Below are 25808 nucleotides of genomic sequence, written 5' to 3'. Positions count from 1 at the left end.
TTTTTGCCAGTGTAGGAGCTAAACCATTCGCCAACAACTAATCACGACCAACTGAGGTAACACGCTGTCTATTTATCACACCATTGAGCCACAATAATGCAATGGCGGTGCAAGCGGCAATCACAGCAAATAACCCCCACATCAGCTTAGGCTGCGCCATCTCTTGCACCAATACTTTATAGCTCCAACCGGATAAAAATCCCGCAAACAAGAACCCCAGTGCCATGGAGACAAAATAATAGCCCATATACAGCGCCGTCTGAGACTTAGGTGCGATACTCGCGACAAACTCTTGGCTCTTTGGCGAAGCCAACATTTCCCCTAAAGCAATTAAAATAATCACGCTTACCACCAGTTGCCCGCTGATCCAACTGGCCCCCATTAGCAGCAATAAAAACGCCGCAACAATGACCACTAACCCAGATACTAAAACATAAAAAGGCTTAAACCTTTGACACAAAATGCTGACAAGGATTTGCGCCAACACAATCATGATAAAGTTTAAATTGATCAAATACTCTGGGTTAATTTGCCGATATTGCACCAGCCCATGAGCCATTTCATTGGCTTGCGCTAAGCTCAGCGACTCACCAAGTTGGTGTGTGTTGGTCAGGGAGCTGACCAGTAACTCAAGCTCGGTAATGGGCACATTGACTTTCAAATGCACCCACTGTAGGCGTAACGCTTCCAGGTTAAGCACTTCCTCAGCTTGGATCCGGGCAAACAGTGCGATGATTTCGTCTGCTAATGCAGCGACATTGACGTGAGCTAAAAACTCAGTTGCAGCAGGACCAAACCACCTTAACAGGTCTTGAGTGTCGGCATAATCGCGAATATATAACGGCAAGGTATAAAATAACTGATTATAAACGGTCCAAAAGCCAGCCAAAATCAACAAATACAACGCAAAGGTTGGATTACTCACCTGAGTTGGTTGTCGCCACCAGCTTGATGCGTTGAGTGCCGAAGCGCGCAGATAGTTATCCCAAAGCCAGTTTGTCAACAGCCACAGTGCAATCAAACTAAACGCCGAGGTATAACTGATAAACTCAACCCCAGCCGACATCAGCAGTGCCAACGAACAAAACAGTGTCAACGCTAAACGGCCATTACCTAAAACCGACTGCGCCGATTTAAAGGTGTCGCGTAACGACAGCTGGCTCTTTTGCGTATGGTCTTGGTAAAACAACAGGGTAATAAAATTCAGTAGGATCCATCCAGCTGACATCAAAAATACGGCATCCCAACTAATGGCACGCATGTAGCCTGCAACCAAAGGCCCAATAAAACCGCCAATGTTGACCATGGTGTAAAAAATACCAAAGCCTAAGGCACGATTACCATCGTGGGTGCTATGGCTTACCGTCCCCACAACCACGGGCTTAAAACAGGCAGCACCAAATGCCACGGCACTTAACGCGGCAAAAAAGCTCCAAAAACTTTGTGCTTGACCCAATAAGTAATAGCCTGGAGCCATAATAATAAATGCCCATAAGAACATTTTTTTGTAACCCACGCGATCACCAACGGCACCGGTGAACACCGGCAATAAGTAAAGAAAAAACGGGATGATCCCTTGCACCGCTCCTCGCTCTATGTCGCTAAAGCCAATGCCGCCTTGTGACTTAGGTGTGGTCATGTAAATCGATGACACCGCAAAAAAGCCATACCAGGCGAGGCGCTCGAAAATTTCCATGATATTGGCAATATAAAAAGTGCGGCCGAAGGCAAATTTACCTTGCCTTAGCATGGCCATGTCAGTGTTTACCGCTGTGCCATTTTGTTGATTATTCATAATGACATTCCATTATTTTATTGTTAGATTATATTGCATACAATATACATAAATTAAAGATAAGAGCAAAACATAATGTCTTTTCAACCTCTTCTTCACCTTTTGGGGCTTGCCTCAGCGTACCCTAAACAAAGGCTACGCCTGCTGTGCCGCCTGTTTTCAGTCGTTACTGCTATATTTTTAAGTGGCTGTGGGATCACCGCAACCAAGCCTTCGAGTATTCCAAGTCCTTTGCAAATGCGAGCCGATGTTCAAGTCAGTGGTCGCGTAAGCACACTGAACCACATCGATATACAGCATCTTGGTAAACGGATCCCCGCCACTTTCAGCGATGGCAAAATTCATAACTCGAGAGGTTATGACTGGTGGATAAGTAAACACTTCGCGCTAAAAAGTGATTTACCCGAGCGCAAGGTCAGGCTTTACTTAGAGCTGCTGGAGATGTCTTACCCCCATTATGTTGAGTTGTTTGGCAAGGCACCTGCAGGGATTGATAAAAAACGTATTGCGGTTGTTTATGGTAGCTCTCGAGAGCGCACTCGCGAAGCCATGCTCGACGACGGTTTTACTCGCGGTGTGCATCAACATGCCGGAGGAGAAACCATGTTTTACAACCGTGCCGGCTATAATTTTCCTAGCCATCGCCACCATCATCAAAGATATATCGTGATCCACGAAACCATGCATGCCTTTCATATGGCCTTATCGGGTCATTCAACGTGGGCGCCAAACTGGATCACTGAAGGCATGGCCGATGCCATTGCCAGCCATGTCTATTATCCCAACACCAACCAGCTGGCTGTTATGGTGTTTGACCGCGCTCCAATGAACTACCTACTCTCAGGCTTATATCAATACCACCAAGCCGGACAACCCACTTTTGAGGAAATTAATGACGACCCCGCGCTTAAGCGTGGTCTCAACTTTCTCATTATTCATTTCTTGCTGACAGATCCACAGCGTTACCACTACTTTAAACGCTTTATTAGCGAGCTTATGGTTGCAAATCCGCACTCAGAAGCGACCCTACCTACAGCAAATGCCTTGTTAAAGTCGACCTTTCCCAATTGGCAGCAGCTTGAAATTGATTTTGCTGACTTTGTTAACACCGCCAAACCCAGCTTTTATATTGTTAATGGCCCGTGGGAGCAAAGTGGCAACGCCTATTGGCTACGCAATAGCAGCAGCAACAAACTACAACGACTTGATATTGAGCCAAGCTTCGGTGAAGTAAACCATGCTGTTATGGACTTCCCTGCACCACCTTACAATAAACTGATTATCAACCAAGACAAGCAAGGCATTGCCGCCCTAATACAATTTCAAAGTGAGCAACTCCATCGTGGTGACATAGGCATGGCATTGCAGCTGCAACAACACAGCACTAGCGATGAAGTAAAGCTTGGTAAACTGGAAGCCCAAGCCGCTGACTTTAGCCAAGATAATTTGCTGCAGTTTGTGATTGTTGATGGCGTTAAATTAGAAGTCAGCAGTAATCTTAACCTTTTTCCCACCCAAGTGATGGCATTGCAACCAGAGCTGCTCAAAGAAATAAAACAGACTCTGCAACTGGGCATTAACTTACACCAAAGCAACGAGGGTCTCGCCATTACCTTAACCAGTGAACATCATCAGCAACAGGCACGGTTTGATCACCCAACTCTGGCACTCGATGAGCTAAACCTGTCTCAGATAAGTTTATTAGGGCGCAATAATAATCACAGCATTACCCCATACTTTGCCGCTCACCGCTCGAGCGCTGCAAAAACTCATACAGCGAACCCTTGGTTATTTGCCCATGCTCCACTACTAAACCAGCTGTTTTCAACCTGTGTTTCTTTTGCGTCTGAACTGCCACAGTGTCAATCACAGCTTAGTGATTGGTTTAATAAACTGAGCTACAACCGCATCAATAATAATGACGTCAACAGCATGACTACTACCCTTAAACGTTGGCGCACTCATCTGGGTGATAAGGCATTGTTAGCACTCAGTGGAATAGATGTTCGGACATACTTTCATCAGGGACGCCATTATCTTTACCTTAATAACCCCAGTCGTCACACCGCCACTGTGACACTTTCCAGTGTGTCTGAGGCGCTACAACTGGCTAGTGGCGAACATAGAATAGAACTTCCTGACGCCGCAGCACACAATTTGGCCATCAGCTGGTTGGGTCTAAATCATCGCACCGAGCTTGATACTCAAGCGCCGCCATTTGATGGGGTAAATATGGCCATTAACATTGGCGAAACCATCACCTTCGAACTGTCGGGTCCCTACTCTGGCGACTCTTCGGGCCATGTAACCGTCAACTTTATTGCTTATCAAGACTTCAGCAACAAACAGCCATTGTGGCAAAAAGCTGTCAGCTTTTCGCCCTACCAACAGCTCAAGTTTGCTGTTGCAGCACCAGCCAAAGCAAAGTCTGGCCTGATTGAAGTGATTGCCGAAGTTAATGTTGATGGTGAACCCATCAGACTGGTGGAGCGCCGTAATTGGTAACAATGGCACTAAGGATGTTAAGCGGCGGTGAGTCGCCGCTCATGACTGCGCCTTTGACAAGGCTTGCAAACACCGTAACGCTTGCTCAGCATGGTTTTCGGGAACAAAAATATGATCGTGATAAAAGCCTGCGATGACATTGGCACTGATGTTCTCAGCGGTTAATGCGCGAGCAAACGCGGCGGTTAAGCCCACGGCCAGCAAGCTCGAGTGTACTTCTAAGGTGATCTTGTGCATGACACAACTGTATTCCAGCTGGTGTTTATCGGCACATGCTTTTGTCACCACCAGAGTCAAGCCTTCCTTTTCAACCATGGTGGCGATGGGCTCATAGTCGAGACAGGCACTCAGGGGTTTATCTAAGGTGCAAAAAACCACCGGAGTGCACTCTAAACGTGGTGAGATATCTTGCAATAAACAGGCTAAATCGGTTTCACCGCTCATTATTTACTCCCGTGGTTGTGAGATCTCTTGATGGCTCAAAAGCATCGTAGCGAGGTAATACCGCATCGAGGTCATCCCAGTTGGCTTTTGATGACACAAAGTTATGCGACAGTGGTCGCTCTGCAATATCTGAATCTAAAATGCCTAAACGCAGCCTTAGCCGTGCCGGATCGCTTGCGTTGGCGCTGTAGATGGGACTGGCACAGTGCTTACAAAAATAGCGAGTGCGACCGGGCTTAAATTGAAACGAGCCCAGTGACTCTAATCCCGAGACGATAGTGAAGTCGGCCGTTTGCACAAAGCCGTTGGTGGCATACGCCGTCCCTGATGATTTCCGGCATAAGGAACAATGACAATGAATAATGTCACTGATAGGGCCGGTGATTTCAACTTTTACAGTGTTACATAAACAGCTCGCTTGATAGGTCATCATACTCCTTATTTGTTTTGCGCTATCCACTTATCTAGCTGATTAGCAAAATTTTGTTTATCTGCTTGTGACAATGGCGGCGGACCTTGAGTTTGTACGCCTGAGGCACGCATGGTGTCCATAAAGTCTCGAATATTCAGCCGCGACTTTATATTTTCTTTGCTTAGCAATTCACCGCGGGGGTTGAGCGCCGTGCAGTGTTTATCAATCACTTCATCGGCCAAAGGAATATCTGCGGTGATCACCAAATCACCGGCTCCTACGCGTTTGACAATTTCGTTGTCGGCTATATCAAAGCCTTTTGGCACTTGCAGCTTTTGAATAAATGGAGATGGCGGAGTTTTTAAGTACTGATTAGCCACCAAGGTAACGGTGACGGATGCTCGTACCGCGGCACGAAAAAGCATTTCTTTTATCACCACCGGACAGGCATCGGCGTCGACCCAAATTTGTTTTGTCATAGTCTTTCTTTACTGTATTTCTTATGGCTAAGATACTGGAATTCTCATCCTACTTCACCCTTTATGTGGCATTGCTGGAAATCTTCACAACAATGTAAACTTAAGCTCGCACGTTAACGGACACTGAGCACGAAGTTCAGATGCCAATCATAAAGATGCGAGCCCTGTTTGCAGCCCTCACTTCACCTGCAATAAGCCTTTGTTACTCATCAATAAAACAAACCCCTTTGGCATACAGTACCCCAAAGCCTGAGATCACCACCTGCTGCGCTGTTACTTCACAAAACAACTCCCCTCCCCGTGTCGAAGCTTGCCATGCACGAAGCTTGTTGCGCCCTAGCTGCTTTGCCCAATATGGCGCTAATGCGGCGTGAATGGAGCCGGTAACCGGGTCCTCATCGCTGCCATTGGCAGGCCAAAAATAGCGGGAAACAAAGTCATATTCCTGTCCCGGTGCCGTAATGACGACATCATAGGGTGCCAACTGCTTAAGGTCATCACTGCGATACTGACATTGTCGTACACTGTGCTCATCCGCTAAGACGACAACGTAGGCTTGGCGATTTTTCAATACCTTCAACGGTGTTTGATCTAAGCCAGACACTAACGCTGCAGGCGGGTCAACGGGAGTTGGGGCGAGATTAGGAAATTGCATGGCAATACGGCCATCTGATTGCTGCTCTACTCGAAGTGTGCCTACGGCTTTGGTTTCAAAGGTCAGCGTACCTTGGTTATTTTTGCAGTTGAATAATACGTAAGCGCTGGCCAAGGTTGCATGACCGCAAAAGTCAATTTCGCACAGCGGTGAAAACCAACGAATATGGTAGCGATTTTTCCCATCAGGTTTGATAAATGCGGTTTCCGATAAGTTGTTTTCGGCTGCAATATTTTGCAATATCGCATCATCCGGCCAATGCAAAAATTCGACCACAGCGGCACTGTTACCAGCAAAACGCTTGCGTGTAAAAGCATCCACCACGTAGTAGGCTATTTCCATCTACTTTCCTCCTTTTAGAAACGGCTAAAGTCACGGTATAATGCTTTGTAATCTAACGCAAATGTATTTGGTTATACGCAGTTACCTGATCCCTTTCAGCCGCTAACTCGTAAACAATTTATCAATAAAACAGTCGAGGCTTATATGTTCACTGAAGTGTTCCTTTCTCTTTTATGTTTGTATTCATTGGCACTTTTTATCACCAGCTTGCTAATGATCCTAACCACACCAAAAAATGACAAGGATAAACACAAGCAAACCGTAACCGAATACACCATGTTTGCCATTGCCTCCGTTGCGGTGTTCCTCGTCGCCTTCTTTATGCGTTAGTCAACCAGCCGAGCCGCTCTAACTGGCTCGGCATGTTCAATTCAACTGTAAGACAGTGTCGTTTTTATTCAATTTTTACTGAGTAAAGCCAGGTTGTGCCCACAATTACAGGATACGTTTTCAACCTGGCGTATACCGCTATTTAAGTGCTAGCCAACATCCTTTGCTGCAACCTGAACTGCTAAAAAAGGTGACCAAGCAAATGCAGGTGCAACCATCTTTGGCAAACCTAGAACAACTGTTAACGCCCTACATGAACTTTACCTCCCCGCCAGCAGCAATGACTCAGAGCCAACGCTTTATTCAGCGCATTACCGCTATGGAGCTGCTGCCATTAGCCTATCAACATACGCCATTAAGCCAACGCCAATTAGAAAGACAGGTCAAAAAGCAATGCGGCCTGACGCCAAAGTGCTTAGCGCGTATTTATCGCATACGTAAGGTGAAAACCATACTTAAGCAACACCCCCACGCTTCCCTCGCAGACGTTGCACTGGCTTGTCACTTTTCCGATCAAGCCCACTTACAGCGCGAGCTTAAGGCACTATTAGGTATAACGCCAAAACGCTACACCGGCCTTATTACCAGTCAGGCTAAGGTGTTGCAATGCACTATTTCTGTTTGTCATCAAGATGACAAGTGTTAAGCAAGGTGGTTTGTAAAAAATCATGCACTTGAACTTGCACCGCTTTATTAAAGCTGTAATGCCCAGCTTCTAATGCTAGGTGCTGAAATGGCTGCGCAAAACCGCTCTGCTGTAAATGTTGTTCAATGTTTTGTGCCATTTGATAAGAGGGCCACACCTCATCCTGTTTTGCCGAGACCAGCATCACCGGACCATTGGTTTTCTCCACCGCGATTCGAGCTTCGGCGATATCATCCGCTGATGCCACTGCAAGCGCCCTTGTAAAGGCTGGTGTAAATTCACCGGTAAAATTGCCCTTTTGCATTTGCCAAGACAGCAAAGGAGCATTGACATAATCCAAGGCTTGGTTATCAAGTACCCAGCTTGCACGAGAGGTTACAGTCTTTACGGCATTCCAACTAACGTGTGTAGGCATAATGGCGACCACATGATTAATGGTTTCAAAATGAGCGCCTAACAACAGTGCCAGCTCAGCCCCTTTAGAAAACCCAACCACAGCAACGCACTGAGGATTCACTCTGGGATCTTCCGTGAGCGTCTTAATGCGCTCAGCAATCGAATTCAGCGACAACTCGGCCGCACTGGCGGGAGTTCCGCGAGAGCCATAGTAAGCCAGCGCCGCTACCTGAGTGCCTATATGATTAAAACCATCTAAAAACGGCTGCCAATGCGGCTCGGCCAAGGTATTGCCCCCTTCACTTCCACCTAGCACAACCACCAGTGGACGCGGCTGGTCACCTTCAATAAATTGCTGTTTAACATCCGGCACATTTGGCTTTGAACAAGCCGCAAGGGCCCCTACCATCACTACTGGCATTAGTTTCTTTGTCATTTTTATTACCTTTTGATTATTAGAGATTGAGTCGCTGTTTAAGCAATCTCGCCCCGTTACGACTGGTGATCACTTGGATCTGACATTGCTTAAATTTCAGCAGATAGCCGCCACTGGGCCAACGCTGTAAATCAGTTATCGCCGCTTGATTCACCAAGGTGTCACGATGCACCCGCAAAAAAGGCGAAGGTAGTTTTGTTTGCAACGCATCCAATGAGCCTTGCAATGGGTATCGCTGATTGTTGCAATAGGCAATGGCTTGACCATACTCAAGCTTAACTACTTCGATGTCCGCAACATTTATAAAGGCGGTTTTACCTGCTAATTTACTCGGTAAGCTCTCTGACGTGGTGCCTGCTTGGGGGCGTTGCGCGCGAGACAAAGCCAGTGCTAAGCGCTCATCCGTGTACGGCTTTAATAAGTAATCCACCGCACCTAAAGTGAAGGCATCGACGGCAAACTCACTGTAAGCGGTGGTAAAAATCACTTTCACTTGGGATTGCATCCGGTGTAACGCTTGAACTAACTCAATGCCATTTATTCCTGGCAAATTAATGTCAATTAAAACAATATCCACAGCACGCTGTGGTATGGCCTGCAATAACGTCTCACCATCACCACAACAGTAACTTAGCTGGTACTGGGGTAAGCCAGCGAGCTGCTGCTTTAGTTTTTCTAAAGCGGGGAGTTCATCTTCAACAATGGCCAGCTTAATCATTTACCACCTCCACAGGAAGCATGAAACTGACCTCTGCACCACCATCGGGGCGGTTGCCTATGGCCAAGTTCGCTGCGGCTTCAAGCTGAAGCCGTGAACGCGTAATTGAAAGACCATAACCTGAACGACCAACCTCAGCTAACGCCTTGTCACTAAAGCCAATACCATTATCCATCACAGTAAACTGCGCATGTTGCTTTTGCTGTTGCACAGACACGGTGACATGCAAAGGTTTGTGCTTAGCATGTTTAATGGCGTTTTCCACAATTGGCTGCAGCATCATCGGGGGAAGCATTAAATTTAGTAACCTTTCGTCAATATCAAAAGTAACCACCAAGTCTTTGCCAAAGCGACATTGCTCTATTTCACACCACTGATTTAATGCCACCAGCTCATCGGCCAAAGTCACTTGGGTCTGAGCCTTGGCAGCGGTTGTTGAATACTGCATTGAATAGCGCAATACCGCCGCCAAGTTATGAACTAATTTTTGGGTCGTGCTTGGCGAAGTGTCAGCAAATGCGGCAATGGTATTGAGGCTATTAAACATAAAGTGGGGATTAAGCTGGCTGTGTAACAACTTAATTTCGGCCAGTTGGCGCTGCTGTTTTTCTTGTTTAAGACTTTGCTGCGACAGGTAAAACGTTACTATCAGATAAATACCACTTGACCAAGGTAAGGCAATACCTAGGGCTGCAAATAAACCCAGCTCCTCGGTGCCGAGTAAGTGGCTGCGAAGCTGCCCCCAGCACCAGCAACCTATCACCATGGCAATATAAAAGGTGAGCAACTGCAACAACCACAAGCGCAGTTTGAGCCTAACGATTGTCACATAGGCAGTGATCATTGGCAGCCAATACAGTAACACTACCGCTGCCAGCGCCGCGGCAAATAAATTCGCCGATATAACCATGCCGCGCTGTAGCCAATCTGTGGCACTAATCGCAAGGCTGACCATGCCAACCAGCAGTAAAATAGTCAGTTGCTCTGTTCGATGTAAACGCAATTCCATAATATTTACAAGTTGTTACCCATAGCCTGAATAGTACAGCTGGCAGCTAAAAGATCATCTAATTATGCGCTTAATGGTCAATTTTACTGTCTCAATGGTCATCTTAAAAATCTATCTAGGGCTTGGCTTTCAATTCCTAAGCATTGCGCAAACAAAAAAGCCAGTTACCTATAACAGTAACTGGCTTTTCGGTGTGTAGCGTTTAGCTATTACTTGATTTTACGGCGTCTTAGCGCTGCAAAAGGAGCTGCAAGCAAGGCTAACCAAGCCAGTGAACCAGATGAATCAGACGAGCTATTATCCGGCTCAGGTGAAACGTCTGGAGTCGGTTGTGGATCAGCAATGGTGTCATTAACCGTAACCGTAACCATGGTTGGCTCTGACGTTAAACCCGAAGCTTCACGAACCGTGTAAGTAAAGCTGTCTTCACCAGCAAAACCAGTATTCGGTGTATAGTCAATAGTACCATCTTCCTTAACAGTCAGTTCACCATTTGCTGGTGCATCAACCACTTTCACTGTTGAAGCTTGTAAACTGCCTTCAACACGCACGCCTTTGTTTGCAATGAAGGCTTCCGTTGAGGTTTCAGAGGTTACTTTAGCATTAAAGCTAAAGCGTGATTCACCTAAGTCATTGGCGAGCACTGCAATGTTAACGGTTTCTTCTTCATCCGTGGTGACGACATCTGCAGCTGTATAATGGCTCTTATTATTTGCCACCACTTGGTAATCGATATTTACCTTACCACCAGCAACTTGGTTAATCACATAGCCTTTTGCAAGACCAAGCCCTTGTGGCGCCGTAATGGTGTCTCCTAAAGTACCATCAACACTTTCTACACCTGCTGTGTAACTGGCAGGCAGTGCTGGCACATCGATGTAATTAAAGCGGATCTCATCAGTTCCTTCCTTAATCACCACTTGGAAAGTGTACTCCGTGCCATCGCCGCCCCAAAGCTGTGCTTTATGCCACTCAACGATGTGATATGTATTATCATCGGCATCGCTTAGTGCCCCGATGTATAGCTCACCGCCACCGGTACCACCAACCAAATCAAAGTCAGCCCAAAGTGGTGCAATTACACCATTAGGTGCTTGCATATCTGGCATCGCTTGTGGTGCGTAAGAGCCATTGGTATCGACATCAGCGCCTACGGCAATAAAGCCATTATCTGATACAGTGAATGCAGAATACTCTTTACCAGCAAACTTAAACGGTGCATTCACAGTAAAGGATACTTCATCACAGGTGTCCGTACACTTCACTGCTGGGATATCAAACTGAGTCAGTGACAAATCCCCCAAGAAGTCATCTTCTGTAAGAGTTAATGAACTCTGTGCCACTGACCCTTTCCAGAGGATAGTATTGTTGGCTTTATCAACACTAAGCTCACCACTACCAGCTGTAGCTGTGTCAACTACAGGCGCGCCTTTCAGTAACTGTGCCCCTTCACCCAGTTGAATCGCGACTTCAAACTCGTCAGCAAACGCCATGTTATCAAATTCAACCGACATACGTGCTGGTGTGTAAGAGTTAAGCGTATCGGCATCAACATTGGCATTCAATACTGTTGCATCAGAGCTATCCTTATCGTAAATAGCGTACGGAAGGTGCGCTACTTTACCTGAACTATGGGTCCACACCACGTGACCAAAGTTCCAGCCTTTATTAACATTGAAGGTGGTGTCAATATCTAGGTTAAAGGTTGCTGATTCGGTTTCAGAGCCATGCGCACCTAAAGTTAGTGTTGCTGGAGATAATGATACTTCTGCACCATCCATATCAGTAACAACAGTGCCCGTCCACTCACCTTCTTCGTCAAGCATGTTAGTGGCAACGTTTTCAAAGCTGCACACCGTTAAGCAACTAGGATCGGCATATGAGCCTTTGCTGAAAGTTAAACTCGCCGCTAGTGCACTTGGAATATCAAGTCGACCAGCACCGACATCAAATGCATCCGCCTTGGTAACTAGGTCTTCTTTGTGAAGGCCTGACATCTTTGAGGTACTCATTAATGCCGTCTTGATTTGCACTGCACTCCAGTCTGGGTGATGTTGCTTCATAAGTGCTGCAGCACCTGCCACATGTGGGCTCGCCATACTAGTACCAGTAATCGCATTAAACGTTAAACCATTTCCTTCATCTGGTGAAAAAGCAGAAAGAATGGCTGTACCTGGAGCGGCAATATCAGGCTTTAAGAAGCTCGGCTCACCGTTAGGTCCACGAGAGCTAGATTGATTAACTGCATCGGTGTACTTCTCCAATACCGTGCGTTTAATGCTTGGGTCTAAAGTAGCAACTAAGGCATCTTCAGCCTCTTCCAGAAGCGCGAGTATAGCTTGGCCATCTTCAAGGCTAACTGAAGATGCTGGGATAGTGGCGCCATCCATGCTCATGCCCATTGCGCCACCAGCACCATTATTATGAATAATAATTGCTTCAGCACCAGCTGCCGCCGCTTTATCTGCTTTTTGCTCAAAAGAGCATTCACCGCGAGAAACAAATGCTACAGAATCAGCGAAGCTAACCCCTTCACTGTAGTCGAAACACCCCTCTTTGTTCTCTGGGTCAACATGATGCGCAGCAACTAAAGGGAGTTGCATAGTACTTTCTAGTAAGCCGTTGCTGCCCTCTGTACTGATAAATGATTGGCCTGCCACTTCAATAGTTTGTGAGAAAAAACGACCAGTTTGAGTATTAGCAACGGTCAGTCCCGACTCGATACAACCTGGACAACCTATGGTTTGAGGGCCATTACCATCATTACCTGCAGCAGTTACCACCACAACACCAGCTTCTTCAGCTGCTTTGAACAACTCACCATAGGCACTGGAAGCCGGGTTTGCACCAGCTCCACCACCCCAAGAATTGTTGATGACATCAGCGCCATCAGCAATGGCCGCTTCTAATGCTGACATTAATGCCGAAGTAGTACCACTAGCGCGGCCATCCGCTTTATGCCATAGCGCTTTATAAGCCAATAGTTGTGCGGCAGGTGCCACACCTGAAAGCTCAACATCATTGCCTTGATAGGTGATCTCAATAGGATTACCCACGGCGGTACCGGCTACGTGAGTACCGTGTGCATCGAAGCCCAGTGGCGACATGTACTCATCTGGGTGTACACCACTTGGTAGTGGGTAGAACTCACGAGCGACGATGAGTTTGTTATTACAAAAATCCTCATCCCCGGCATCGGCACGACAGTAGTCAGGATTTTGTTCAAGATGCGCCAGCTGCTCCTCAGTAAATTCCGGCGCCGACAGTCCGATATCCGAGAACATCGGGTTTTCAGGACGAATACCAGAGTCAATAATCGCCACTTTTACGCCTTTACCAGCCTCTGATTGGCCACCAGATTTCTGCCATGCTTCTACGCCTTTAACGATGTCAATCGAGGCATCCATCACTGCGTGAAATTCTGTATCTAGGAATACTTTTTTAACACCTGGTAATTTAGCTAAGGTTTCAAGCTGTCCACTTTGCCCCTCAACTACAATACCATTAAATAAGGCACTAAATGACGTTCGAACCTGAGTACCTGTGGCTGCAGCAGCACTTGAAGCTAGCTGTTTTTGTTTTTGTTTCAGATAAGCACCGTATTGAATTGCAGGCTCAGAACGCAAATTAAGCTTGCTTTCGCCCGTGGCAGCTGCTGATGTTGCTTCATACCCTGGCACACCACCACTGTAGGTTGCCAATGGCTCATCTTCAAGCTGGATAATGTAACGGGTTTTGGATTCAATTTGTTTTTGTTGCGAGTAGCTGGCTTTGGATAAGAGTTCTGACTGAACCGCTTTTTCAAACGTTGGTGCAGCCACTGCGGCTTGAGATACTACAGCAAGGCCAACGGCAGCTGCTACAGTAGACATTCTTATTGTTTTAGACATGTTTTCCCCTGGGGCATATTAACTATTGCTTGTTGCTATTTCCGTTACGGAAACAGAACCGTCAATATAATGTAATAATTCCCAAGCAAGCAACACAGTAAATACATAAAATGGAAACAGCCTTAACAACCACCGACAATTATAAGCCTAAACCACTGTAATAAAAGGACATTCCCTTTGTGAAAGAACGTAAACAACTGACTACTTTATGTCCGAGAGAATGGCAGCTAGCACAATAAATACGCAAATAAGAGACTTGCCAATAGGTTAACTTTTGCCATCAGCGTTAATTAACACAATAAGTTTGTTAACCTTATTACTTCATTGCCATACTGAAGCCGTAAAGATTAGGTATTGTCTACTGGCTCACTGGCGGTATTGCACACCTGCGAAACAGGAAGCGTAATAGTAAAGCAAGTACCTACCCCCATCTCGCTCGCAACACTAATGTCGCCACCAATTTCACGGATAATATCGTAGCTAATTGATAAGCCAAGGCCCGTGCCTTGACCCACGGGTTTGGAAGTGAAAAAGGGATCAAAAATTTTATTAATCACTTTATCATCGATACCAACGCCATTATCGGCCACGTTAATAACCACCTCTTCACCGACTAACTGGGTGGATATCTTAAGTTCCCCTTCCTCAAACATTGCTTGCGCTGCGTTAACAAACAGATTGGTGAACACTTGTATTAGTTTGCCAGTATTGGCTTCCACGGCGGGTAACTCAGTTAAATCGGTTATCACACGAACATGGTATTTAAGCTCATTTTCCACTAGGTTCAAGGTGATTTTAATGCAATTGTTAATATCACAGGCTTGCCGTTCATCCACATCGGCACGGGAAAATTGCTTTAAGTCTTTGACAATCGCGGTCACCCGCTGTAGTCCTATCACCGACTCTTGTAACAGCTCAGACGTATCTTGGTTGATATAGGTGAAATCTTTTTCTTTTAGCAAGGTGTGCAGTGCCTGCTGATAGTCGCTCGCGGGAATTTGCTGTTGCGCTTGTTGAGTTAACGCCATGTACTCTTGATGATAATGCTGCATCACCTCAAGATTACTCATAACAAAACCCAGTGGGTTGTTAATCTCATGGGCAACACCAGCAGCCAATTGCCCCACAGACGCCATTTTTTCGGCGTTGACAAGCTGTTTTTGCGCCGCTGCAAGGGCTTGGTTTCGCTGTTCAAGTTCGAGGTTTTGCTGCTGTAACTCAGCGGTTCTTTGCGCAACTAAGCGTTCTAGGTTAGCATTTAATGACTTCAGTTCCGCCTCATATTCAGCACGCCGCTGGTGCTCTTCCGACAGTGTTTGCGAAAGCTCATCAAAGGCATTTGATAACTCTTCCAGTTCATCTTGACTACGTATTGCAGACCAAGAGAAATCGAACTTCCCAGCATTAATATTATTCGTAATGCGATGAGCTTGGGCTTTTAATCGGTATAAATTTTGGGTTAAATAAACGCCTAATACGTAGGAAAACACGGCAACAAAAAACATCTCAATTAAGGCAATTGAAATTGTCCAACGTTTTAATTTCGCCAGTAAGGAGTTAATTGCACCGATATCAATCCCAATTTGCACACTGCCGAATTGAGTGGTGCCTTCAGAAATTTCGCCTTTGACATCAAATACACCGTCGCTAACCGTTTCGACTAAGTTATCCTCATTAAATTGGCGCTGCAGGTAGAGTTGCTCCCCTGCAAAAGACATGATTTGTTTATCTGTGTTGAGGACTTTTACGTATAAAATATCAGGGTTTTGCAATAACTCTTGAGTAAATGAGTCTAGGGTAGCTAAATCAAAGGATAACAAAGCATCTTTGGTGGCACTGGCGAATAATTGCGTGGTGGTGGTCGCCCGCTTATTCATGGCATCGTTGGCCGATTCCATCATAAAATCAATCACCACAAAAATCAGTACCGTCAACAACACAGCCTCAATCACAGCGGTGCCTATCATGGTTTTAATTCTTAATGAAACTTTAGCCATCGATGTTAAGCTCCATACATACTAGTGCTTGATACCAATGAGCGTGTCAATGCCTAAGGATTTAACGTCTGACCAGTCTTCATTCGTTGCTGGGCTAATACCGTTAAAGTTAACCGCTTGCAGTAGTGCTTTGCCCTGCTCAGAGTCATTTAAAGACAATAGCGCGGCAAGTAAACGCGCTTTGGTACTCTCGGGTACGGTGCTTTTCGCAGCAAAAGCGTGTGGTGTGAAGCCTTTGCTGGTCCACAGTACCCGCAACTTATCACGAACTGCCGCGTCGGTATTGTTGAACGTCCGCATCACGCCGCCACCTGCCGCCGCGAATCCTTTGGCGACATTTAAATAGACCGAATCATGAGATGAAACATACCTTGGTTGAAAAGCAACACCTCTGGCACTGAGCTCAGTTCGAGTCAAGATGCTCGCAGCAAAGGCCGCCGGCGCTGGAAACGCAATAACATTATCTTGTAGTTGCTCTAATTGTGTAATGCGTGCGTCTTTTGCCACCACAATGATGCCTTTGATACGCTTGTCTTTTTGTTTTGCTATCGCTTGATAACCAGCATGCTCGTTAAAGACCACAAAATGATATGGATTCATATAAGCGATATCGTATTCACCGGCCAACACTCTTGACTCGAAGGTAGGTATATCTTTGGCCGTTTTAAACACATAGTGATCGCCAGTATGGGCATTAATATAGTCAATAATGGGTTGCCAATTTCTTGCTAATTTCGCTGCAGATTGCTGTGGCACAAAGGCAAAACTCAATTCGGCTGCCGTTGTAAAGAAACTAGCCAGAGCGCACATGAGTAGTAGTAGCTTTTGCATAACTGCCTTCCAAACCTATGGATTTATACCAATTCGCTTAATTAATTGGTCTTATTACTTTTTTACTACTTCAATCCTAGACAGGATTATTGCTATTGCAAAGGTTTATACGAATAAAGAAAGGATTTCGACTGCCGCATTATGCATTAAGGGTGACTAGCTTAACGCCGTCAAAGTACCAGCCTTTTGCTGGTACTTTGTCACCCTTGAGATATTAAGGGGAATATTAATATTTAGAGGAATTAAGTTTGCTCAATGCGCGGATTGAAACACGTTCAAATGCTTGACCAAACTGCAGTCCTAACTTTTCTGCCACCCCTTGTTTGGCTTTATATTTCACTTTGTAGAGCTGATGTTCTTGGTTTAATGAAAGTAACAAGTCATCGCTGGTCGATACTTCATCCACTAAGTTAAGCGACATGGCTTGAGTACCAAACCAGTGCTCACCAGTTGCTACTTGCTCTATAGCGACTTGGCTGCGATTATCAGCAACAAACTGCTTAAACAAACCATGGGTTTGCTCTATTTCTTCCTTAAACTTTTCTCTGCCTTTATCGGTGTTTTCACCAAATAACGTCAGTGTGCGCTTGTATTCACCGGCGGTGACCATTTCAAAATCAACGTTGTTCTTTTTCAACAAGCGATTAAAGTTAGGAATTTGTGCTATCACACCGATGGAGCCAATGATCGCAAACGGCGCAGCAATAATTTTATCTGCCACACAGGCCATCATATATCCGCCACTGGCAGCGACTTTATCAACACAAACGGTAAGTGGGATCCCCGCTTGCTTAACTCGAGCTAATTGCGACGCACCAAGGCCATAACCATGAACAACACCACCGCCACTTTCGAGTGCAACTACCACTTGATCTTTGTCTTTATCCGCAATGGTTAAAATGGCATTAATTTCTTCTCTAAGGCTGCTGACTTCATGGGCATCCATGCTGCCATTAAACTCAATAAAAAAGACATTTTGCTGTGAATCCTTTTCTTTGCCTTTTTCTTTGTCTACTTTTTGTTGTTCTTTGTTCAGCAGCTTCAAGGCTTTTTTATCCAGAGTTTGTTCCAGAAAGGTTTGTTTTGACAAGTTCAATGATTCGCTTAAGTCCGTGACCTCAATCTCACCTTTCTTCGACTTCGGTTTTTGGCTGGCGCCAACAATTAAGACAATCACAGCGGCGATGCCAAATACAATGGTGACTGTTTTGGCCAAAAATAGCCCATATTCAAACAAAAATGCCAAGTCGTTCTCCTCACTTTGGTCAAGACATAAAAAAGGCCGCTATTCGCGGCCCTTTATGTTGTCGAAATTTAACTTAGTTTGCAACTACGTCTGGGTTTGAAATGGGCAATAACAACCCTTTTGATTTCAAGAAGGTTGCAACTTGTTTTTGCATTTCCATTGACGCTGCTGCGTGTCCGGCTGCAGTGCCACCTGCTTCCGCTTGGAAGCCTGTAGTTAAAATAGAACTGTGGTGGCCTTGTGAAAACTTAACCACATAGCTGCTTGGCGCTTGCGTCATTTGAGTTTCACTAGCTGGTTGTAAGCCCATCACTGCCGCCAAAGGTAAGCTTCCCGATAAGGCGCTACGCTCAGTGGTTGGTGGGATCACTAAGTCAGGTGCGTTGCCGTCAACACCACCAGTTACCACACTCATGTAAACAGGCGTTTGCTGGGCACGAACCATAGGTGCATAGTTAAGAGGATCGGCACTGCCTAGAGTGGTTTGCGAAGCAAATGCAAACTGATTAACCGTGGCATCAATTGCCGCCAGTGATGCCGTGTCTCCAGCCGTCTCTAGGCTTGCTTCAAAGCTTGTGAATGCGCAAGGTAAGTATTTGCTTGGATCGGCAGCCACCGCACCACAATCCGCTACAGCACCTTCTTGCAAGTAGGCGTTGAATGCGTTGGAAATAAGGTTTCCTGCTGCACTCAGTACCGAGCCCTGAACAAACGGACCAAACGACTTAGATTCAATTAAGAAGTTAGCAATACCAGAGCCACCACTAGCAAGTGCCGCTGACTCTACTTTAAAGAGTGGGTCAAGCTGCGGATCCAGCGGTGCATTAGCCATGGATAGGAAACTTGGGCCAACAATCGAACCCAGTGAGTGACCAATAAAGCTCACCGATTGGGTATTAAAGTTAACTTGACCACCCGAGGCTTGGTTAATGAAATTTAGCCCTAAGCGTAAGCCCAATAAATCGGCTGCTGACTGTTTAAGATTATCACGCGCAACCAGCAGTGAAGTGAGGTTCATGTAAGACAGTACACTGCCGTCTGTTGCATTAAAATCATCCGTGCCATCACCGTCAACGTCAATGCCACGAGCCCCATGCATTGGGTGGTCGATTGCCACGGTAGCGAAACCTGCTTGAGTCAAAGACAGCGTTAATCCTAACATGTCCTCTTTTTCACTGGTGATACCGTGTTGCATGATCACTACAGGCCAACCTCCTTCAGGGCGCGCAGATTCATCTGCTGGCATAGTGACTTGCACCGGCACATTGGCAAGCCACTGCTGTTTCGGGAACGGGTTGTATTTAGTAATAAAGCGCTTATCGTCAACACCAATGCTTCTAAAGCCATCCACCGGTAGTTGCGAACATGCTTGGTCATCGCCTTCGGCAACTGGCGGCAGCTGACCACCTTGAGCTACGTAACCGGCTAAGGTCACTGGGCTGTCGCAAAGCGCTTGCCAATAAGTATCGGCTAGAGCTGAAATATCTTTGTTTTGTGGTTTAGCTAAGTACTGCGGTAATTGGATTTGCCCTTGCAACAGGCGCACACTGCGAAATGCGGGTAATATAGCATCAGGCACCTGCCCGGAAAGTGCATCGGCCACAGTAATGGCTGGCTGTTGTGGCACTGTAAGTACTGGGTTTTGCTGGGTTGCAGCAGATTGCGCCAACAGCGCTTTAGCACCGGTGAGGCCAGCGCCCGTTGACTGTGTGGTCATCGCCGCGCTGTAAATTATTTCTTCTTTGGACACCGAACCAAAAGCAGCCACCGCCGTTTCATAGCTGCCAATCACCGCCTGTAATGACTTTTGAGTATTCGTTACTAACGACTCAGATTGGCGCAGTAAGGTATAAGTAGACGACGCTTCAACGCTTTGTCCGCTTGAATCTTTTAAGCCATTGGTCAATACCGTAATGTAAGTGGTGTCCGGCTTAAGTGGTTTAATCAGCACGACAACAATGCCATTACCAGCACCGTTTGCCATGGCAACAAAGTCACCTTCAGGACCAAACTCAAGCTCTGCCACTGGCTTACAAGCAATGCCTGACGGAATACCGGCACAGTCTGCATCGGTTTGTAACGGACCGCCCATTTCTACTTCAAATATTCTAACGGAGCCTGGTGTCATCACACTTTGCGGGTCAATACTGAGACCATTTGGCGTAGTGAAGTCAATCGCGTATGGCATTTGCGTAGACCAACCGTCTAATGCACCAAGTACAATGCCCGGATCGGCATAACTTGCTCTGGTTACCAACGGATTACCATCACCGTCAGTTTCTCCTAAGCGTTCATCAGGTAGATTTAAGGTGCCATCTTGGGTGCCGGATAGTAAGATATCATTGGGTACAGAGATCACCCCAGCTGATGGGTCAAACTTAACCGACATGGTTGGGGTAACAGGAGTTGATTCGTTCTTTACGTCTTCTAACGTTTCACCGCCTCCACAGCCAGCTAGCGCCGCTGATACTGCGAGTGAGAGTAGCATTTTTTTCATTTTATAGGCTCCGACATAATCTTATTATTATTGTGATAATTCTCGTTAAATCTATGTAATTGCATTTTTAATAAGACATTAGACCAGTTAAACTTAACTCAAACTTTGTTATTTCGCCAGCCATATTTACAATAAATTCGCTAACTTGCCATAGCGTTGTGATAAAATAGTCAAAAATATTAATCGGAGTCCAGAATGCAGACTTATCAAGCGCCCGAAAACGCTCTTGCAAATAAAACCATTTTAATTACCGGCGCCGGTGATGGTATCGGCCGTGTTGCCGCATTGACCTACGCCAAATATGGTGCGACGGTTATCTTACTCGGTAAAACCACCAGCAAACTCGAGGCCGTGTACGATGAAATAGTTGCTGCCGGTTATCCGCAGCCTGCCATAGTGCCAATGGATTTACGTGGCGCCACTAAACAACACTACCGTGATTTAGCCGCTACGGTTGAGCAGCAGTTTGGTAAACTTGATGGGCTGTTAAACAACGCTTCTATTCTTGGCTCGCTGGGTCCTTTAGAGCACTTTTGCTCATCCACCTTTGAAAACATCATGAAGGTGAATGTCACCGCACAGGCCATGATCACCAAAGCGTTATTTCCAGTGATGAGAAAAGCGCCACACGCGTCTATTATTTTCACCTCTTCCGGCGTTGGCCGCAAAGGCCGTGAGTTTTGGGGCGCGTATGCAATTTCGAAGTTTGCTACTGAAGGCATGATGCAAACCTGGGCTGAAGAAGTGGGCAAAACCAATATCCGTATTAACTGTATTAATCCTGGGGCTACTCGTACTAGCATGCGTGCTTCGGCTTTCCCAGGTGAAGATAAAGAAAAGTTGAAAACGCCTGAACAATTAATGCCGACGTATTTGTATTTAATGTCGGATGACTCCATTGCCGTTAACGGTGAGTCGTTAGACGCGCAAACCTACTAAGCTTGCAGGCAAAAAAAACGTCAGCTTGATGCTGACGTTTTTTTATGCCTCAAAATGGTATTACTTACGCTTTGGCGTTTTTACCCTTTGATTGTGTTTTTTCACTGCCTTGCGGATTTTATTGATTTTCGCCCGCTTATCTTTGCGTTTTTCAGGCATGACTGACAACTTAGTTTGGGTCTCAGGACGCAATGACACTGACTTTCTTAAATAGTTTACGTCTTCCAGTTTCAGCTCTTCCCAGCCCCCTTGAGGTAGACGCTTACTAAGCTCTAACTTGCCATAGCGAATTCGAATAAGGCGCGATACTTCCACTTCTTGCGACTGCCATAAACGCCTTACTTCACGGTTACGACCTTCAGTCAGTGTCACGTTAAACCATTTGTTTAAGCCCTCACCGCCCATGGGTTTAATTTTTAGGAACTTTGCAGGTCCATCATCTAATTCAACCCCCTTGGTTAGGGTGCGTAAAGTTTGGTTGGTCACCTCACCAAATACTCGCGCCGAGTATTCGCGTTCAACTTCATATTTAGGGTGCATTAAGCGGTTCGCCAGTTCACCATCGTTGGTAAACAATAGCAAGCCAGAGGTGTTAATATCTAGGCGGCCAATGGCAATCCAACGATCGCCTTCTAATTTTGGTAAGCGATCAAATACTGTTCTTCTGCCCTGTGGGTCTTTGCGTGTACAAAGCTCCCCTTCTGGCTTGTGATACATCAGCACACGACAAATACGCTCTTGCTGTTGCTCAATCTTAACAATGTGGCCATCAACACGGATCACCGACGTTTCTTCAACTCGGTCGCCTAACTTGGCCACTTTACCATCAACACTGACGCGATTGGACTCAATGTACTTTTCCATTTCACGTCTTGAGCCAACTCCAGCTCGTGCTAATACTTTTTGTAACTTTTCACTCATTCAGATGGTTCTCTCACAGAAGGATCATTTAATAACTGGTCAATTTTTTCATTATGTTGCTCAGGTAAGTTTGGCAACTCCCCCAGCCCCGTCAATGAAAAATAATCTAAAAATTGTTTTGTTGTTGCATACAATGCTGGTTTTCCCGGTACCTCTTTGTGCCCCACTACTTTTATCCACTCGCGCTCGGTAAGACTTTTGATAATATTTGAACTGACGGTTACTCCCCGCACTTGCTCAATTTCGCCCCGAGTGATCGGTTGACGATAGGCTATTAAGGCCAGTGTTTCCAAAGTGGCACGCGAGTATTTCGGTGCTTTTTCATGCCATAACTTACTCAGCCAAGGACTCAAACTAGGACACGCCTGAAAGCGATACCCAGTGCCCACTTCAACCAAGCGTACCCCGCGAGTTTGATAGTGATTCATTAAACGTCCTAGCGCAGCATCAATTCGCTGTGCGGATGCGCTTATATCGGCAAGTACGGTGTCTTTTAGGCGTTTTTTTGATAATGGCTTGTCGGCAACAAAAATAGCAGCTTCAATAAGCTCTTCTAATTGCTCATCGCTCACTCTTCTTTTCATCGGCACACATTGACTATGCAAAACATAAGGGGCGATTGTATCAGAGCCCCCCGCTATTCCCTAACCTTTTAAATGCAGGTAAAGCGCGGCGCCTGCTTGTTTGCTTTCAATTTCACCGTGAATGCAATCAATCAGTTGCTCTTTAATAAGCTCGAGCATGGCAATAAAGGTCACCACTACACCACTGCGGCCTTCTTCTAGGGTAAATAATTGTGCAAATTGCACCGGCTTACCGGCCTGTTTTAATGTTTGCAAAATCGTGGTCATGCGTTCGCGCGTAGATAAGGCTTCTGCGCTAATGTGGTGATGCTCAAACGTTTTTGCCCGAGCCATCACTTCAGATAACGCCACCACCAGCTCTTTCAGTTCCAGCTCAGGAGGCGTTTCAGAGGTATCCAGGCGCTCGTCCACTAAGGCATGGGCAACAAAAATATCCCGCTCTACACGAGGTAGCTCGTCGAGGCGCTCCGCGGCTTTTTTGAATTGCTCATACTCTTGTAATCTTCTGACCAGCTCGGCGCGAGGGTCTTCTTCTTCCTCAAGCTCTTCGTGCTTAGGCAGTAACATTCTGGACTTTATCTGCGCAAGCAGTGCCGCCATCACTAAATACTCACCAGCCAACTCCAACTGCATGTCTTTCATTAGCTCGACATACTTAACGTATTGCTGGGTTATGCTGAAAATGGGCAGCTCTAAAATATCCAGCTTATGGCGCTTAATTAAATACAAAAGAAGATCTAGTGGGCCTTCAAAGGTATCGAGAATAACCTCTAAGGCTTCAGGCGGAATATAAAGATCCTCCGGCTTTTCAATCATGGCCTCGCCATGCAGAAAAGCCAACGGAAGCTTCTGTTGCGCCGCATCACTCATGGTTTTTTGTCACAGCGTCAGTTATTCAAATGGCGTGATATCACCACATCCGCGACGCAGTACCTGTGGCTCATCTTCAGATAGGTCCACCACTGTGGTGGCTTGTTCCATTAAAATACCACCATGAATGATGAGGTCGACCAGTTTGTCTAGGCGCATACGAATGTCGTCAGGATCCGCTTCGGTGAATTGCTCATCGGGTAAGATCAGTGAACACGACATCATAGGCTCGGCCAATGCTTCTAGCAAAGCGCAAGTAATGGGGTTGTCAGTCACCCGGATGCCAATGGTTTTTTTCTTCTCATTCAGCAACCGCTTTGGTACTTCTTTGGTGCCTTTGAAAATAAACGTGTACGGTCCTGGGGTATTATTTTTAATCATCCTGAACATTTGGTTATCGACTCGAGCATAGGTCGAAAGCTCAGAAAGATCGCGGCACAATAAAGTGAAGTTATGGTGTTTTTCAATGCCACGGATCCGCTCGATGCGCTCTTTCGCTTGTTTATTGCCAAGTGCACAGCCAATGGCATAGCCGGAGTCCGTTGGCAACACCACCACGCCTCCTTGTTCAATAATGTCGGCCGCTTGGCGAATTAATCGCGGTTGCGGGTTATCTGGATGAATATGGAAAAATTGACTCATAAAACTACTCCTCTGTGCCTCCCCAATGGCGCCATACCCCTTGACAATCTTTGGGTAAATACAGGTTGCGACCGAGGTCGACCCATGGCATTGGAAAGTGAAAATCAGACCCTTGACTTGCGAGTAACTCGAACTCTTGACTTAAGCGTCCTAAAAACTGCCGTTCCGTTGGTGGCTGCTGTGGCTGTGCCACTTCCATTGCCTCACCACCCACTGCTTTAAAATGGCTCAGTAACTTTCTCAGCCATTTGTTTGACATCTTGTACCTTGCTGGGTGCGCCAACACCGCCACTCCCCCAGCCGCCTGTATTGCGCCTACCGCAGTGGCAATATCGCACCAATTACTTGGGGTATAGCCTGTTTTTCCGCGAGCTAAAAACTTCTTAAACACCCCTTGAATGTTTTTTGCAACGCCACGCTCGACTAACACTTGGGCAAAGTGAGCGCGGGTGATCTGTGCGCTCTTGGCTAATGCTTGCGCATCTTGATAAACATTGTCATAGCCATTTTTGGCTAACCGCGCACCAATCTCTTGAGCTCTGAGCTCCCTTTTTTGCTGTTGCTCGAGCAATAAAGACTGCAACACAGGGTGCTCGGGATCGAAATTTAAGCCGACAATGTGGATCTCAAAACTTTCCCATTTGGTTGATATTTCAACGCCATTTATAAGCTCTAACGCTAGGTCATTATTACCAATATAGTCACGCGCAGGGGCAATAGCCGCAATGGTATCGTGATCAGTAATTGCTAATATATCAACACCTTTTTCCGTTGCTCGCTGCAACAGTTCAGCGACGTCTAAGCGGCCATCGGAAAAAGTAGTATGGCAATGAAGGTCATATTTAATCAAAATTTATTAACTATCTCTCTGAATTGTAGGCAATTTGATTATACCACAAGTTATTAGTTACGACCTTAGGTTATTTTCTGATATTTGCTCTTGACAGTGTCCCCCAGAGTGCGGTTTACTGTATCCACTTTAGATTCAACAACGAAATTTTCACAAATGAATAAACAACAGCAAACAACAAACATTTGGTGGTGGCACTCGAGTTAAGCGGGTGTGATTCGTTGTATCTACGATTTCTAAACCCGCGCTATGCCGCGGTTTTTTTATATTTAAATTTAGAGGTTTTTATGCGCAATACTGTTTCTCTTCATATTTCTTGGTGGTGGCTGCCCTAGCGGGACGGTATTGTTGTGCTTGAACAATAGCCCCCGCGA

The 25808-nt window shown here is 46.0% G+C and carries 22 protein-coding genes; 4 read left to right on the top strand and 18 right to left on the bottom strand.

Features of this window, described 5'->3' with window-relative positions; translation table 11 throughout:
* Positions 1-37 precede the first annotated feature (37 nt).
* Entirely contained in the window at positions 38-1795 is a 1758-nt protein-coding gene (locus ACNKW2_RS09450; protein WP_419148333.1) for an MFS transporter, read from the bottom strand.
* A 75-nt stretch (positions 1796-1870) separates the two neighbouring features.
* On the opposite strand from ACNKW2_RS09450, the gene ACNKW2_RS09445 reads away from it, so the two are divergent.
* Entirely contained in the window at positions 1871-4300 is a 2430-nt protein-coding gene (locus tag ACNKW2_RS09445; protein WP_419148332.1) for a hypothetical protein, read from the top strand.
* A 39-nt stretch (positions 4301-4339) separates the two neighbouring features.
* Here the strand turns inward: ACNKW2_RS09445 and ACNKW2_RS09440 are convergent, their stop codons facing one another.
* The 4 genes from ACNKW2_RS09440 to ACNKW2_RS09425 all read right to left on the bottom strand — a co-directional run bounded on the left by ACNKW2_RS09440 (position 4340) and on the right by ACNKW2_RS09425 (position 6632).
* Positions 4340-4744, bottom strand: a complete 405-nt coding sequence (locus ACNKW2_RS09440; protein ID WP_419148331.1) for an ACT domain-containing protein — start codon at positions 4742-4744, stop codon at positions 4340-4342.
* Positions 4734-5174 carry a GFA family protein gene (locus tag ACNKW2_RS09435; protein WP_419148358.1) on the bottom strand — a complete coding sequence of 147 codons (441 nt, stop codon included), beginning with the start codon at positions 5172-5174 and terminating at the stop codon, positions 4734-4736. Before ACNKW2_RS09435 ends, ACNKW2_RS09440 begins: the two co-directional genes overlap by 11 nt.
* Before the next feature lie 8 nt (positions 5175-5182).
* Positions 5183-5635: a YaiI/YqxD family protein gene (locus ACNKW2_RS09430; protein ID WP_419148330.1), complete on the bottom strand. Its 453-nt coding sequence runs from the start codon at positions 5633-5635 to the stop codon at positions 5183-5185.
* Positions 5636-5837: 202 nt separating this feature from the next.
* Positions 5838-6632, bottom strand: coding sequence for a PhzF family phenazine biosynthesis protein (locus tag ACNKW2_RS09425; RefSeq protein ID WP_419148329.1), 795 nt, complete (start codon positions 6630-6632; stop codon positions 5838-5840).
* A 144-nt stretch (positions 6633-6776) separates the two neighbouring features.
* On the opposite strand from ACNKW2_RS09425, the gene ACNKW2_RS09420 reads away from it, so the two are divergent.
* Together ACNKW2_RS09420 and ACNKW2_RS09415 are read left to right on the top strand one after the other, a co-directional pair.
* Positions 6777-6962: a hypothetical protein gene (locus ACNKW2_RS09420; protein WP_419148328.1), complete on the top strand. Its 186-nt coding sequence runs from the start codon at positions 6777-6779 to the stop codon at positions 6960-6962.
* 202 nt (positions 6963-7164) lie between these two features.
* Positions 7165-7608 (top strand): helix-turn-helix domain-containing protein, encoded by a 444-nt coding sequence (locus ACNKW2_RS09415; RefSeq protein ID WP_419148327.1) that lies wholly within the window; start codon positions 7165-7167, stop codon positions 7606-7608.
* Here the strand turns inward: ACNKW2_RS09415 and ACNKW2_RS09410 are convergent.
* From ACNKW2_RS09410 to ACNKW2_RS09375, 8 genes are all read right to left on the bottom strand, one after another.
* Positions 7574-8440, bottom strand: a complete 867-nt coding sequence (locus ACNKW2_RS09410) for an acyl-CoA thioester hydrolase/BAAT C-terminal domain-containing protein (protein WP_419148326.1) — start codon at positions 8438-8440, stop codon at positions 7574-7576. The genes ACNKW2_RS09415 and ACNKW2_RS09410 overlap by 35 nt on opposite strands.
* A 19-nt stretch (positions 8441-8459) precedes the next feature.
* Entirely contained in the window at positions 8460-9158 is a 699-nt protein-coding gene (locus ACNKW2_RS09405; protein WP_419148325.1) for a LytR/AlgR family response regulator transcription factor, read from the bottom strand.
* Positions 9151-10167 (bottom strand): sensor histidine kinase, encoded by a 1017-nt coding sequence (locus ACNKW2_RS09400; RefSeq protein ID WP_419148324.1) that lies wholly within the window; start codon positions 10165-10167, stop codon positions 9151-9153. The genes ACNKW2_RS09405 and ACNKW2_RS09400 overlap by 8 nt, the downstream gene beginning before the upstream one ends.
* Positions 10168-10376: 209 nt before the next feature.
* Positions 10377-14057: a S8 family serine peptidase gene (locus ACNKW2_RS09395; protein ID WP_419148323.1), complete on the bottom strand. Its 3681-nt coding sequence runs from the start codon at positions 14055-14057 to the stop codon at positions 10377-10379.
* 347 nt (positions 14058-14404) lie between these two features.
* On the bottom strand, positions 14405-16054 hold the full coding sequence (locus ACNKW2_RS09390; protein WP_419148322.1) for a sensor histidine kinase: 1650 nt from the start codon (positions 16052-16054) through the stop codon (positions 14405-14407).
* Positions 16055-16075: 21 nt separating this feature from the next.
* Positions 16076-16885, bottom strand: a complete 810-nt coding sequence (locus ACNKW2_RS09385) for a phosphate/phosphite/phosphonate ABC transporter substrate-binding protein (protein ID WP_419148321.1) — start codon at positions 16883-16885, stop codon at positions 16076-16078.
* Positions 16886-17111: 226 nt separating this feature from the next.
* Complete coding sequence (gene sohB, locus ACNKW2_RS09380) at positions 17112-18131, bottom strand: protease SohB (protein WP_419148320.1); 1020 nt, start codon at positions 18129-18131, stop codon at positions 17112-17114.
* 73 nt (positions 18132-18204) lie between these two features.
* Entirely contained in the window at positions 18205-20628 is a 2424-nt protein-coding gene (locus ACNKW2_RS09375) for a VolA/Pla-1 family phospholipase (protein WP_419148319.1), read from the bottom strand.
* 195 nt (positions 20629-20823) lie between these two features.
* Here ACNKW2_RS09375 and ACNKW2_RS09370 point away from each other — a divergent pair, with 195 nt between their 5' ends.
* Entirely contained in the window at positions 20824-21567 is a 744-nt protein-coding gene (locus ACNKW2_RS09370; protein WP_336566102.1) for a YciK family oxidoreductase, read from the top strand.
* A gap of 60 nt (positions 21568-21627) precedes the next feature.
* Here ACNKW2_RS09370 and rluB read toward each other — a convergent pair whose 3' ends face one another.
* The 5 genes from rluB to rnm are packed head-to-tail and all read right to left on the bottom strand — an operon-like array spanning position 21628 to position 25434.
* On the bottom strand, positions 21628-22488 hold the full coding sequence (gene rluB / locus ACNKW2_RS09365) for a 23S rRNA pseudouridine(2605) synthase RluB (RefSeq protein WP_336566100.1): 861 nt from the start codon (positions 22486-22488) through the stop codon (positions 21628-21630).
* Entirely contained in the window at positions 22485-23072 is a 588-nt protein-coding gene (scpB, locus tag ACNKW2_RS09360) for an SMC-Scp complex subunit ScpB (RefSeq protein WP_419148318.1), read from the bottom strand. The genes rluB and scpB overlap by 4 nt, the downstream gene beginning before the upstream one ends.
* A gap of 60 nt (positions 23073-23132) precedes the next feature.
* Positions 23133-23942, bottom strand: a complete 810-nt coding sequence (locus ACNKW2_RS09355) for a segregation and condensation protein A (RefSeq protein ID WP_419148317.1) — start codon at positions 23940-23942, stop codon at positions 23133-23135.
* A gap of 21 nt (positions 23943-23963) precedes the next feature.
* A complete protein-coding gene (locus ACNKW2_RS09350; RefSeq protein ID WP_419148316.1) occupies positions 23964-24584 on the bottom strand; it encodes an L-threonylcarbamoyladenylate synthase in 621 nt (206 codons plus the stop codon).
* A 4-nt stretch (positions 24585-24588) separates the two neighbouring features.
* Positions 24589-25434, bottom strand: coding sequence for an RNase RNM (gene rnm, locus ACNKW2_RS09345; RefSeq protein WP_419148315.1), 846 nt, complete (start codon positions 25432-25434; stop codon positions 24589-24591).
* Positions 25435-25808 lie beyond the last annotated feature (374 nt).

This window comes from Pseudoalteromonas 'SMAR', from assembly GCF_048515945.1.
GTDB lineage: Bacteria > Pseudomonadota > Gammaproteobacteria > Enterobacterales > Alteromonadaceae > Pseudoalteromonas.
The sequence above is the reverse complement of the archived record's forward strand: the minus strand, read 5'-3'. Positions and strand labels throughout refer to the sequence as shown.